Source organism: Rhizobium sp. 42MFCr.1, from assembly GCF_000377185.1.
Lineage (GTDB): Bacteria > Pseudomonadota > Alphaproteobacteria > Rhizobiales > Rhizobiaceae > Rhizobium > Rhizobium altiplani.
Window position 1 is genome coordinate 104,026 of record NZ_KB897829.1, and the last position, 13,108, is coordinate 117,133.

Consider the following 13,108-nt stretch of genomic DNA (forward strand, 5'->3'; position numbering starts at 1 on the left):
CTCTATCCTTTGCGGGAGCGGGTCACGCCATCGATGGCTGTAAGGTCGGTCCGAGGGCTTACCAAGTGGCGAAGCGGCGCGAGTGCGCGATTGATCCGAATGGCGATTGGCATCCTGAGATGGGCCAACGCCGACGGATTGCTCCAGGCCGTCTTGATCGCTCCGGAGATCGACCGGTCTTTGATGTTCTGTACGAGGATGAGGAATGCGCGGCCCCGGCGGAGGCTTTGTTCGCGAAACTCCTGTGCGGCCGCCGCCTCCGCATCCAGCGTGTGATCTCGAAGGAAGGCCTTATCACCCTCGATCATGGCATCGATGTGATGAAGGGCAAGAACGCGTGAAATCGATCCCTCACGAATCTGATAGTCGTAGCCAGGGATAGGCTCGATCACGCAACGCCCACCAAGCGCCATGGCCGAGGCGAGAAACAGATAGTCCTCACCGACCTTGAGGGCTTCGTTGAAGCGAAGTCCATGCTGTTCGATAAAGGCGCGCTGAAAGATCGGCTTGAGATAACCAAAGTTATGCGTTGTCTGAAAAAGGGCATTCGATCGTATGAATATCGGAAGCGTCAGCTCAGGTGTCTCGGCCAACGACTGCTGGATAAACATCGTCTCCGGCGGCGTGCCGTCGGCGCGAATGACACGGAGATTGTCGACGGCAATCTGGGCACCGGCATTCTCTGCGCGCTTGATCATGCGCTGCAAACGCTGCGGCTCGACCGTGTCGTCGGAGTCGAGCACTGCAAGCCACCGCCCGGTTGCAGCCGACAACGCGGCATTGCGCGCTGCCGCCGGCCCACCATTGCGCCCAAGCGCCAGGAGCTTCACGCCCTTGTTCGCGTAACTTTCCGCAATGGTTCTCGTCTCGTCCGTTGAGCAGTCATCGGCGACGATCACCTCAACCGACACGCCCTCTTGTGCAAGGGCGCTGTCGATCGCCTTGGCGAGCGTCTCCTCGGCATTGTAGGCAGCGACGATGAAGCTGACGTCGGGCTGGGTTTGCGTCATGCAGCCTCCGCCGTTCCATACTGACGAATCTCACGAACGCCGAGCAGGCCACTCACCACGCCGGTATGCATGAGGCCGCGAAGGGCGTAGCGATACCGCGGAACCGGAGAAAAGACGCAGGCAAGCGCGGCGGCATAGCAGAAGACCGCCTTGGCAGCGGCCATGCCGATCTGCTTTAGCCGCTGCAGGCCGGCGTTCTTTTCCTGGAGCAGCCGCCCATGCGTCTGGCCGAAGCGGAAGCGGCGCTTGGCAAGCCAGGACAGGCCAGCGCGGCTTTCGGTCACCGGTTCATAAACATAGGCCTCGGGTGCAAAGGCAATCCCGCCGCCATCGGCATGCATGTGGCTGAAGAACTCCGTGTCCTCGCCGCCGGTGCGCCCAAGTGCAAGGTTGAAGCGGCGCCCGACCACATGGGGCGAATCGAGGCGAAGAAGGACGTTGCAGGTGTAACCGGTGCGGATTTCACCGCAGACCCATACGGGCAGGGTCGAGTGGAAGTCGCCCTCGCGCATCCAGTTCGGCGCCGTGGGCGAGTAGACGCTGCGGACGGGGCCAAGCACCGCATCCGCCTTGGTCTTCCTGGCAACGGCAAGCAATTCCACCAGCCATTCCTCACTGGCATCCTCATCATCGTCGATGAAGGCAAGGAAATCGCCTGTCGCATTTTCCAGGCATGCATTGCGGGCAATCGAAATGTTCGATGCCGGGCAGTGCACATAGGCAATTTCATGCGGAATGGTCGGACGAAGCGCATCGACCCGTTCCTTGGCGCTCGGAACCTTGTCGTTGTCGGCGACGATGATCCGCAGCGTTGCTCCATCGGGCACCGCGAGGACCGCAAGCGAAAGCAGCGCTTCGTCAAGCGAAGCGCGGCGGTAAGTGCAAATGCCGATATCGATCTGCAGGGGGGGCATGTCGTTCATGAAGAGACCTTTCTGCCGCGGAAGCTCAGAAGCTCCATCCAGAAACCGGCAGACCAGGCGAAGTGCATCACCATTGCCGAAACAGCGGCAAGCGGGCCGTATGGATTCTTGTGGCCGATGGCCATCCAGAAGCCGTAGCCGACGCATGCGACGGCCCAGAGGCTGAATGGGATAACGGCCGCCCAGTTCAGAACGGCAAGAAATGCGCCGATAAAGACCGGAACGACGAGAAGCGGGAGCATCTGCCGAAGATTGGGCATGCTGCCGTGCTTCAGGATGTTCTTCGCGCGACCTCTGCCATAGCCAAGATATTGGCGGAACAACGTCGAAATGGTCGAGCGCGGATAGTAGGTCATTCGCGTCTTGTCGGTCATCCAGATGCCGAAGCCCGCCTGCTTCAGGCGGTAGTCGAGCTCCGCATCCTCGTTGTGGCTGAAGGTTTCATCGTAGCCGCCGACCGCGTCGAAGGCCGCGATGCGCATCAGCGCGTGATGGCCGTGATTGGTCCAATGCCCCTTGGCGCCCTCGCGATGCTTGGAACCGCCATTCCCGAGTTTGGAATTCTGAGCAAAGGCAGTTGCCTTCTGGAAGACGCCGAAGCCGACCGTTTCCATGGCGACCACGACGGAGTCCGCCTGGGTGAGCACGGCCTCCTGAACGAGGCGTCGGCAGTAATCGGCGGGGTAATCGCCGTGTGCGTCGATCCGGATCAGGTAGTCGTAGTCACGGCCAAAGGTCTGAACCGCGAGATTGACCGCCGCACTCTGGATCCGTCGGGGATTGTGCAAGAGCACGATCCGCGGATCGGCAGCGCTGATGCGGGCGACGATGTCGCGTGTCGCATCCGTGCTGCCGCCGTCGGCGACGACGATCCGGGCATCCATGTGATCGATTTCGAGGCTCAATTTGGCGAGCAACGCCTCGATATGCTTCTCTTCGTTCAGGCAGGGAATGATGATGAGACTGGAGACGCTGGCACCGACATCAGGCTTCATGGTTGTCCACCCTTCTGGAGACACGCTTGTTGGAATGATTGCGCCGGCACCGCCCCTCTCTGCGGTTGCCGGGACAAGGCGGGAAAGGCTTGCGACGAGGGCCGCGCAATCGCTGCGGTCGGCAAGCCAGATCTTGCGATCCTTGGCGGCGACGGCCTCGCTCAATGCGCGGTGCCGCTCGCCTGTCATGGTTTCGAACAACTCTGCGAGCTGCGAAACGTTGGCTTCGGAAAGCTCTAGGCCGATGTCGCGTGACTGGAGGAAGCGCGCGGTCTCCGTGCCTTCGAGGGCAATCGGCACGGCGCCATACAGGCATCCCTCATAGAGCCGGTTCGGCAGGAGCCAGCTCGAATTGAGGCCGTCCTCGAAGAAATCGATCGCCCAGGAGAAATGGACGTCGTCGTAGATCGCCCGCAAATCCTCGGGATTGCGATAGGGGCCTTCGAAACGAAGATAGGGCTCGTCGCGCACGAAGGCATCGAAATCCTCGAACTCCGAGTAGGCGGGGCGACCACGCAGAACGATCTCGACCTTGCCTTCCATGCGGCGCGAGAATTCGGCAAGAAGGCCGAGCGACTTGCGGCAGCGAAGCGCACCGAACCAGCCGATCTTCCACGGCTCGCCCGGTTGCTGCAGGGGACGGCCAAATGCCGGCTCGATAGCGGCTTCGTCAAGGGCGATGACCTTGTTCTCGATCAGAAGCATCTCGGCTTTGACGCCGGAGCGAGGATTGAAATAGTTCTCGATGAAAGCCGGAGAGCTGGTCAGAATGAGCTTGGCATTCCTGCCGAAATGCGCCTCTGCGCGGCGGATCGCCTTGCCGACCACGTCGTCGCGCAGCAGAAGGCGATGGATATCCAGGCATTCGTAGACAACGGGAACGCTGCCACCGAAAAGCGTGTTGGCTTTGTGCGCGACGGCCAGTGCCTCCAGATTGCGGCCGATGATGAGATCGGGCTTCTCTACGTTCTTCAACAGAGCCTTGAGGCCGGTCATCGCCTTTGCGACGGCGCTCATGCGCTGCGCAAATTTGGCATCGGCCGTGCGTCCAAGCTCGATCGGCGTGACGCCATGCACTTCCGCAAGCCGGTTCTCGCCGCGGCGGAAACCGGCAAGCACGACCTCGGCGCCGCCCTCGCGCAGCATCAGCACCCGCCGTCTGACGGCCGGATCTGCCAGGTCGTGCACGAGGTAGAGCACTTTGAGCATCGACGTTCCTTTTGCTGTATGGGCTTGGCCCGCGCTGGTCAGTTGAGCGTGCATGCGATCGATTCAGGGAACTGGCACTTGTCGCCGAGCGCGGTGAAGGCCACGCGGTCAACGCTGAGAGTGGTTGGCTTCGTGTAGTTGAAGCGCCCCATCCAGTTCGAAAGTGTGTCGGAACCCCATAGGCTGAAGAAGATCTTCTGCGGGTTGGACGGTATCTTCGACGGATCAGTAACGTCCTGAACAAGCTTGCCGTTCAGGTAGTAACGCAGTCGATCCTTTTCCCAGATAAAGGCATAGTCATTGAAGCCCTCATCGGCTTTGTTGCCGACCGGAACGAGTTTCTCGTTGCCACCCTTGGCCTGCACATACTGGTTCACCTGCACCTCGCCGGTGTTCTTGCCCAGCACTTCGAAGTCGATCTCATCGTGCTTCTGCTTGTCGGCTGGACCGATATAGGTGAAGAAAGCGGAGTTCAGCCCCGAGCCTGTTCCAGCCTTGATGCGGGCTTCGTAGGTGCCGTAGCTGTAACGCTTGGTCGTCTGGATCTCACCACACAAGTAGTTGCGGTCGTTCGATTTTCCGTCGGCGAACGAAAGCTGAAGGGCGCCGTCCTCGGCCTTCGCGTTGTTCTTCGACCAGGTGCAATTCTGGTGGGCGCCGTTGTTCCAGCCGTCAGAAACGTACCAGAAGCCATGGTTGATCTTGTCGAAATCGTCGACGAAGGACTTTCCGGATGCCTGCTGTGCTGAAGCCGGCAGCGCTGAAGCGCAGGCTGCCGTAATGGCGATCAGGCCGAGGCAAAGTTTTCGCGCATGGGCGATTTGGGTCGTCATGTGTCACCTTTGCTGTGTAGCAAGTTCGGGGGAGACGTCGTGCGGCGACGTCGGTTTTGCGGACCGTTTGGTTCTGCCACCCGTCAGGATTGCGTAGAGCCGCGGAAAATTCTTCCGGCAGAGCCCGTTCGAGAACGTGAGAAACGGAAACAGCAGCGCGAAAGACAGAACGAAGAAGAGCGGGTAGAAGCTCAGGTCCGACTTGCCCCATAGGATCCAGAAAAAGACGAGTAGCGGATAGTGGGCGCAGAAGATCCAGAAGCTCAGGCTTCCCGTTTTCGCGAGCCGTTGGCCGAGTTGCGTCTTGATCAGCGGCGCCGATAGCAGCCAGAAGCCAAGAGCGCCGACGATTGCTAGCGCGTTGCGAAACAATTGCACCCAGTCCGGCAAGGACGGGCCCGTGAAGAAGATCGCCGTTGCGAGGAGCGCCGAGGCGGCGAGCAAGAGAAAGACGCCAACCGGCGCAAAGCGATCGAGAGCCTTCAAGTCGAACTGCTGCAGGGCAATGAAGATGCCGAGACTGAAGCTGAAGAGGATCGAGCGCTTGAGAACGATGTAGATCGACAGCTCCGGAATCAGCGCGATCACCAGCAAGGCGGTCAACGTCAAAATCGGCGCACGGCTGATCGGCCACGCGAGGATCGGTGAAAGCAGGATGCAGACGAAGAGATCGCGGAGGAAGTAGAGCGGCACATTGTCAGGAAAATTCTCCACTGCCAGCACTTGCGTCATGAGATCGCGGCCGGACGCGTTCAGCGGATCAGGCAGATAGCCGTCACCGATGCCGACACTGGTCGCCAGAATGATCGCTGCAATGAACGCGCAGTTCCAGAGCAAGTATGGCAGGAACACCGTCTGCACTTTCGTGCGCACGGTTTTCCTGTAGCTGAAGTTTTCCTGTCCGCCGCGAAACAGCAGATAGCCCGAGATCGCGCTCAGGCAGGGAACGCCGACGCGAAAGAGCGCCTCCGTCAGGAAAACCCGAATCCAGTCAAATGCGCCGTAGGTCCCGTCGTAGGGACTGCTGGCGGCATCGAACGGTATGTGAACAAACACAATGCCCGAAATGAGCACGATGCGCATCAGATTGATCCGCGACGATACATTCGCATCAACATTCACGTTATCAGTCACCCCTTTTGGGCCGCACCTCCCCTTGCGACCGTTTTCAATCAGAGCAGACTCGAGCCCGCGCCGAGAAAGCTACGGCGGATTCCCGGAAGAAAATATGGCACTGCAGCAAAAAGTGATCGGCGGTCCCACTTCGTAACAGTCGTTCTGTCCTGGCTCAGTATGGGAAAACGCCTACGCAGGGGTCTGCCGAATCGAGCTCAACGTCAACGTGAGCAGTGCATTTCATAACATGATGATATTCATCAATTTCTGGGTTCTTTATGCGCCGCGGGGCCTGAAAGTTTTTGTTGACTAGTGAACGATTGTTACAACGCGAGGCTGACGAATTGCTCCGATCGTGGCCGAATTGCGGCTTGGGACTGAACGGCCGTTTCGTTCCGATACAGTTTGGGACGACCCGCTCAGATCACCCGCTTTGACAAACTTCGGCCGAAATGAACGTCATCATTTTGCAGTGCAGCAGACTTGCTGCGCTTTCATTCACCCCTAGATGCGTCAGGGGCGGAAAACATCACTTCGCGTATCTCAAGGAGAGCGTATGGCGACCTTCACGATCATCATCCCCTTCTACCAGCGTCAGGACGGCATTCTCAGCCGCGCCCTGGCGTCGGTCTTCTCGCAAAGCTTCAAGGATGTTGATGTCATCGTCGTCGACGACCAGTCGCCATGCTCTCCTCATGCGGACCTAGCGTCGCTGTCGGAGGAGGATAGGGCGCGTGTCACGGTGATCGCCCAGCCGAATGCCGGACCGGGCGGTGCCCGGAACACGGGACTCGATCATGTGCCGGAGGCGACGCGATATGTTGCCTTTCTCGACTCCGACGATGTCTGGACGCCCAATCATTTGGCCAATGCAGCCAAGGCGATGGAGGCTTTCGGTGGCGACTGCTACTGGGCGTCCATCGAAGGGGGCGAGGAGTTCGACTACCATTTTGGTATCGCCGCTCTCGAGAAAGAGGAGGGGGCGCGGCGTCTCCTGAGCAAGCCGCTAATCCTCGACGTGCCTGACCTCGCGGGCGTCATGCTGAAGAACTGGGCCTTCCTGCACATGTCCTGCATGGTCATCGGCCAGCCGCTGTTCGAGAAGGTTCGTTTCGACGCGGCCCTGCGCTTGGCGGCCGAGGACGTTCTGTTCTTTTGCGATTGCATCATTGCCGCGAAACAGGTGCTGCTCTGCGGCGAGCCTGGGGCGCTGCGCGGCGAGGGCATCAACATCTTCCACGGTGTCGACAACGCCTCGCCGGAGTTTCTCAAGCAGCAGTTCATCACCTGGATGGCGCTCGACCAGCTGGAGAGCCGCTTCTCTCGCCGACCGCGGGAGGTGGAGACGATCAAGGAGCACAAGAACACCGCCCGAAAGCAGGCGATCTGGAGCCAGATCGGCCTTCTGCGTCGCCGCAAGAAGCCGGATTTCCGGCTGCTCGCACGCTGGGCGGCACGCGATCCCCGATTGCTTCAGAGCGCGCTGCAGCTGGCGGCGGCCAAGTTTTCCAGATAGTCGAACCCGGCTACTTGGCTGGGGCGCTCAGAAGATATCGCAAGCCATCGCCTTGCGCGGTGACGGAAACGCCACCCGGATTTCGCAGGCGCTCGGTCTTGTCCATCAGGATGCCCGTCGCAATGGGCGGGAAGGCGGTTGGGTGCGTTGCGATATAGGCGATGGCCGCCAGCGGGCCCGATTGTGATTTGATGTCGAGGAACCGCCGCAGCTCATATTTGCCGCGCACGTGCCGCTCGTGCCGACGCACAGCATCGGCGGCCTCAGGCGGCAATCTTGACGATGCCAGCAGCACGCGATCGGCCTCGTAGAGGCGACGAAGATCTTCGGTGCGGTGTCGACCGCTGAGCGAATTTCCGCGCACGACCGCCCCGTAGCCGCAGCTGTGGATCACCTTGTAGCGCGCGCCGAGCGCCAGCGCCCTGATGTAGAGGTCGTAATCCTCTCCAAGCCGCATCTCCTCGCGGTAACGCAGGCCGTACTTGTCCAGGAAGGCGCGTCGCATGATCGGCTTAAGGAAGCCAATCTCGCCGCGCCGAACGCCACGCTTGGAAATGTTGCCGTCGACAAAGGTGGACAGGTCGAGGAAGAGCGGGCTTGCGGCAAATTGCTGTAGGCGCTGGGGCGCCTGGCTTGCTGTATCGGCATCGACAAAGGCGATGTTGTCGGCAACGAACTCCCAGTCGTCCTCCACAAGCATCTGGCGAAAGCGGCCCTCGAAGAAGAAGTCGTCCGCATCGAGGATTGCGATCAGGGGTGCCGAAGAGATGTCGATGGCGTGGTTGCGGGCGGCAGAGGGGCCCTTGTTCTGATCGAATCTGACGACATTCAGCCTTCCGCTGGTGTCGTCCGCACGTCTCGCGGCCCCTGCCGTGCCGTCGCTGGAGCCGTCATCGACGACCACCACTTCGGTCACTTCGGGCTCCCGAAGCGCCGATCTTACGGCGGTTTCTATCGTGTCCGCCGCGTTCTTGGCTGCGATGATGACGCAAATGCTTGCCGTTTCTGCCACGCGTAGCCTCCGTTGTTTTCGCTCAACAACTAGGACGTCAAAGTGTGGCGGACAACGGGCGGCCGTTCAAATGATGTTACGGGGTGAGGATGCCTTCCATGCCGGACAGGCACGGCCGCGGTACGAATTGCGATGCTTAGCGATTGAACGGCTCGGAGCCCTTGAAGGGCGACACAGGCATTTTTTCCGCTTCTTCGCGCTTTACGGCGGGGCGAATCGTGCGGCTCCTGGATTCCTTCCAGACAAGGTAAAGCACGCCGCCAAAGTAGCCGGCCTGAAGCAGGACGGCGCAAATTGCGGTCTTGATCGCGGTGCCAGCGAGGGAACCGCTCAGCCAATACGTCGCCACAGCAAATACGGCCAATGCGCCGAGCATGCTGAAGATAACGCGAGGTGCATACATCTGTTGCCTCCTCCATCGGAGCTTCTTCAACGAACAATTATCGAAGACGAAAGCGCCACCGGGATCCTTCCTAGGATAATGTTTTACAGGACTTCCTGTTTCAACTGAAGGTCTGGAGACGTTTTTTGCGCCTGCGAAATGCGTAGTACAGCGACGATCTTAAAGGTTTCTTCCGGCTATTGGTAAAAATGCCACGCGCTGTCACCCTTCGCGGGCTTTTGCGAAAGATGATTAAAGAAGATTACATCGATCTTTGGTTGCGCCTAATTTGGCAATACACGTAAGCATTAGTGCCACAATGTCGGTCACAACGGGTGCGTTGGAGGGGTTGTGCGTTCAACTTTTATTACAAAGTTTTTAATTTTAATCGGTTTGCTAGTGCAGTGCAAAACTGATGGTGCAATGCAATAGAGAGCTCTTTCGACAAATAGAATCCATTGCTTTGCGAGAAGCCGCCAGTGCAAACCACCAATTGCTCCCACCATGCCGGAACGACCTAGACTTCAGTATCTTTGGCTCCGATAGCAATGGCCCAGACTTTTATTGGTACACGCATAGATTATTTCGAGATCGCCAGAGAATTGTATGACTATTTCAGCGGATTCTTAAAAACAGAAAATCTGAACGGCGGCCGGGAAAACACGTCGTAAAGCGTCAGTCGTAAAATTGTGGCTTAAAAAAACAAAATCACCTCATACACTTCGAATTCGTCAGGGCCAGCTAAGCGGCCTGAGCCTACCCGACCAAACGGCAAACATAAGTGGAGTTACCTCTATGAAGTCTGCGACGAGATCGGACAGTTCGCCATTTTATGGCGCAGTTCATCAGAGCGTGTTTCCGCCGACTGGCGGGATCGCAAAACGGGCATTCGATGTGTCCGCCGCCTGCCTCGGGCTCATCTTTCTGAGCCCGCTTTTTTTGATGGTGATGTTGCTTGTGAAGCTCTCCGACAGGGGGCCGATCTTCTACGGACATCGCCGCATCGGCCACAATGGCCAGGAGTTCCGTTGCCTGAAGTTTCGGACAATGGTCACCAATGGTGACAAGGTTCTGCAGGAGCACCTGCGAGTCAATCCGAAGGCCATGGAAGAGTGGCGTGAAACGCGCAAGCTGCAGGATGACCCCCGGGTTACTGCCGTTGGTGCCGTTCTACGCAAATTGAGCCTTGATGAGCTGCCCCAGCTCTTCAATATCATCCGCGGCGAAATGAGCGTCGTCGGTCCGCGTCCCGTTGTTCGAGACGAACTCGAAAAATACGAGAATGCGGCCGTCTATTATCTGCAAGCTCGCCCTGGCCTGACAGGCCTCTGGCAGATCAGCGGACGCAATGACGTTTCTTACGCCACCCGCGTCGCCTTCGACACGCACTATGTCGAAAACTGGTCGCTGGTTCGGGATGTCGTGATCATCGCACGCACAATCCCGGCGGTATGCGCTCAACGCGGCAGCTACTAAGCCGCATCTCAAAACCCAAAACAGTACTGCGCGGCGACGCCTTGCGGCTTGTCGTGCTGAGACACGGGGAAGGTTCATGGAAAGACGCTTTCTTGACGGCAAGGCCCGACGATTTCGTTCGCTAAGGTCCGGTATTGTTGTCGCAGCCGGACTTGCTGCTTTATTGGCGTCCTCATCGCTTGCCAGTGCAGACGACTATCGTCTCGGAACGATGGACAAGCTGAGGATTCGGGTGGCCGAGTGGCAGACCGCGGATGGCAGCATCCGCGACTGGTCGGTTATCAGTGGGGACTATACGGTCGGGCCTTCAGGAAGCATTTCCCTGCCTTTCGTCGGTGACATGCCCGCATCAGGCAAGACGACGGATGCGATCGCCCAGGAGATCGGTTCGGCTCTGCAGAAGCAATTTGCTCTGAAAGACCGACCTTCTGCCTCGGTGGAACTGTCGGAATTCCGGCCGGTCTATCTCTCCGGTGACGTTGAAAAGCCCGGTGAATATCCGTTCGCGCCCAATCTCACGATCGTCAAGGCCGTGAGCCTCGCGGGTGGCCTGCGCCGCGCGGACGCCGGGCAACGCTTCGCCCGCGACTTCATCAACGCCAAGGGTGACGCGGTCGTCTACATGGCCGACCGTGCACGCCTGCTGGTGAAGCAGGCTCGGTTGCGCGCGGAGATCGCGAACCAGGATACGATCGAAATGCCGAAGGAGCTGCAAGACAAGCCGGAGGCGAAGCCCCTGCTTGACAGCGAAACGGCTCTCATGAACACGCGCAAGAAGCGGCTGACGCTGCAGCTTCAGGCTCTTGCTGACCTCAAGCAACTGCTGCAAAGCGAGGTCGAGACCCTCGCCAAAAAGAGCGAAACGCAGACTCGGCAATTGCAGCTTGCGACCGCGGACCGCGACAAGGTCGAGGATCTTGCGGAGAAGGGTCTGGCACTCAGCGCCCGCAAGATGGCCGCCGAGCAGCGCGCTGCCGATACCGAGGCGACGCTTCTCGATATCGACACAAATTCGCTGAAGGCCAAGCAGGATATCAGCAAGGCCGATCAGGACGAGATCACGCTTCGGAACGACTGGGATGCGCAGCTTGCCCAGGAACTTCAGAATGCCGAAGCTCAACTAGACGAACTCCATCTTAAGCTCGAAACCAGCAATTCGCTGATGGCGGAGGCATTGACGCAATCCACCGATGCCGCCCGTTTTGACACCAGCACCGGGGCTGCGAGCATCGCCTACTCGATCGTCCGCGATGTCGACGGCAAGGCGAAGGAGATTCCGGTTCAGGAAAATACGGCACTGCAGCCCGGCGACCTGATCAAGGTCACCGCCGGATTGGCAATGAGATAACGAGGCCGCAATGCGGATCGCAAAATCTGTGCTCATTCAGCCAGGCAGGAATGCGAATTTCGCCATCCCTGCCGTGGCGCTGTCACTTTTTTGCTTCGCCTACTCGATTAAGTTCGGGCAGGTGGCGATCCTGCTTTACTATGCGCTCTGGTTGCCGCTGATTGCCGTGGACTACAAGAAGGTGCTCGGCAGCCATGGTCGCTATCTCTGGATCTATGCCTTCGCAGCACTTGCCTTCCTGTCGGTCTTCTGGTCGGCGGTTCCGAGCATTTCGCTGCGTGCCAGCATCCAGTACCTGACTCAGGTCATCTGTGCCCTGATTGCAGTCCGCGTGGTGGACGTCAGAAGCCTGACGGTGGGCATGATCGCCGGTGTGGGGATCGTTCTCGTCTATTCGCTGCTGTTCGGCTACTACGAGTACGACCCGCTGGACGGCACCTTCAGTTTCGTTGGGGCCTTCGCCTCGAAGAACCAGCTTGGCTTCTATGCGTCGCTTGGGTTGATCGTTTCCTTCGCGGCCGTCTTTATCTTCGGTGAGAGACGCCTCTGGATGGCGGCGTCGGGAATAGTCGGGCTGCTATCGGCCTACTGCCTCATCGCCTGCCAGTCTGCGACGTCCGTTTTGACGACTGCCGTCGTGATTGCCCTCATGATGGGGCTGCGTGTCGTGCTCGCACTGACCCCCGACCACCGCAAGCTGCTGGTCGTCGGCGGTGGCGTCGCCGTCATCATTCTCGCCGTTGCTGGCGTCTATCTCGGCGCGGTCGATGCCGTTCTCGGCATCTTCGGCAAGGATTCCACGCTGACCGGGCGTACCTATCTCTGGCAGCAGGGGATCGAGGCGGCAAAGCAGAATCCGGTCTTCGGCATCGGCTACCAGGCCTATTGGGTTCAGGGCTTCTCGGAGCCGGAGCGCCTGTGGGAAGAGTTCTTCATCGGATCGCGGAGCGGCTTCCACTTCCACAACACCTACATCGAAACGGCCGTCGAGCTGGGCCTCGCGGGCGTGGTCGTTCTTGCAGGAATGCTGTTGCGGATTTTGTGGGGGCACTTGCGCCGCGTCATCGAGGATTTCAGGAACGACGAATCCTATCTGCTGTTCTCGATCGCCGTGCTGCTGACGATCCGCTCCTTCGTCGAGATCGATATTCTGACACCGTACAACGTCGGGACGTTTCTTTTCTATTTCGCCGCCGGAAAGCTGGCGACAGCGCGCCGCCAACCAGCGGTGAGCTCATGGCAACAGCACGCGTCGCCTGAGCCTCTCCCTCAATAATGTCATTGCATT

General features: G+C 59.1%; 11 protein-coding genes and 1 pseudogene. 4 read left to right on the forward strand and 8 right to left on the reverse strand.

Features of this window, described 5'->3' with window-relative positions; translation table 11 throughout:
- Window positions 1-2: 2 nt before the first annotated feature.
- The 6 genes and pseudogenes from C934_RS0114205 to C934_RS0114230 form a co-directional block, all read right to left on the reverse strand.
- On the reverse strand, window positions 3-1,010 hold the full coding sequence (locus tag C934_RS0114205; protein ID WP_018857330.1) for a glycosyltransferase family 2 protein: 1,008 nt from the start codon (window positions 1,008-1,010) through the stop codon (window positions 3-5).
- Entirely contained in the window at window positions 1,007-1,933 is a 927-nt protein-coding gene (locus C934_RS0114210; protein WP_018857331.1) for a glycosyltransferase, read from the reverse strand. The genes C934_RS0114205 and C934_RS0114210 overlap by 4 nt, the downstream gene beginning before the upstream one ends.
- Window positions 1,930-2,928, reverse strand: coding sequence for a glycosyltransferase family 2 protein (locus tag C934_RS35155; protein WP_026371804.1), 999 nt, complete (start codon window positions 2,926-2,928; stop codon window positions 1,930-1,932). Before C934_RS35155 ends, C934_RS0114210 begins: the two co-directional genes overlap by 4 nt.
- A gap of 60 nt (window positions 2,929-2,988) precedes the next feature.
- Window positions 2,989-4,137: pseudogene (locus C934_RS36450) on the reverse strand (glycosyltransferase); the annotation flags it as partial.
- A 38-nt stretch (window positions 4,138-4,175) separates the two neighbouring features.
- A complete protein-coding gene (locus tag C934_RS0114225) occupies window positions 4,176-4,970 on the reverse strand; it encodes a glycoside hydrolase family 16 protein (RefSeq protein WP_018857333.1) in 795 nt (264 codons plus the stop codon).
- A 3-nt stretch (window positions 4,971-4,973) separates the two neighbouring features.
- Window positions 4,974-6,053, reverse strand: coding sequence for an acyltransferase family protein (locus tag C934_RS0114230; protein ID WP_245267955.1), 1,080 nt, complete (start codon window positions 6,051-6,053; stop codon window positions 4,974-4,976).
- Window positions 6,054-6,642: 589 nt separating this feature from the next.
- Between C934_RS0114230 and C934_RS0114235 the strand changes: the two genes are divergently transcribed.
- A complete protein-coding gene (locus tag C934_RS0114235) occupies window positions 6,643-7,602 on the forward strand; it encodes a glycosyltransferase family 2 protein (protein ID WP_018857335.1) in 960 nt (319 codons plus the stop codon).
- Between the two features lie 10 nt (window positions 7,603-7,612).
- Here the strand turns inward: C934_RS0114235 and C934_RS0114240 are convergent, their stop codons facing one another.
- On the reverse strand, window positions 7,613-8,614 hold the full coding sequence (locus tag C934_RS0114240; RefSeq protein WP_018857336.1) for a glycosyltransferase family 2 protein: 1,002 nt from the start codon (window positions 8,612-8,614) through the stop codon (window positions 7,613-7,615).
- Between the two features lie 136 nt (window positions 8,615-8,750).
- Window positions 8,751-9,017, reverse strand: a complete 267-nt coding sequence (locus C934_RS0114245) for an exopolysaccharide production repressor protein (RefSeq protein ID WP_018117241.1) — start codon at window positions 9,015-9,017, stop codon at window positions 8,751-8,753.
- Window positions 9,018-9,791: 774 nt separating this feature from the next.
- On the opposite strand from C934_RS0114245, the gene C934_RS0114250 reads away from it, so the two are divergent.
- The 3 genes from C934_RS0114250 (at window position 9,792) to C934_RS0114260 (ending at window position 13,096) form a co-directional block, all read left to right on the forward strand.
- Window positions 9,792-10,472, forward strand: a complete 681-nt coding sequence (locus tag C934_RS0114250; RefSeq protein WP_018857337.1) for a sugar transferase — start codon at window positions 9,792-9,794, stop codon at window positions 10,470-10,472.
- Between the two features lie 76 nt (window positions 10,473-10,548).
- Window positions 10,549-11,820: a polysaccharide biosynthesis/export family protein gene (locus tag C934_RS0114255; RefSeq protein ID WP_018857338.1), complete on the forward strand. Its 1,272-nt coding sequence runs from the start codon at window positions 10,549-10,551 to the stop codon at window positions 11,818-11,820.
- 10 nt (window positions 11,821-11,830) lie between these two features.
- Window positions 11,831-13,096, forward strand: a complete 1,266-nt coding sequence (locus C934_RS0114260; protein ID WP_018857339.1) for an O-antigen ligase family protein — start codon at window positions 11,831-11,833, stop codon at window positions 13,094-13,096.
- The last annotated feature ends 12 nt before the right edge of the window (window positions 13,097-13,108 follow it).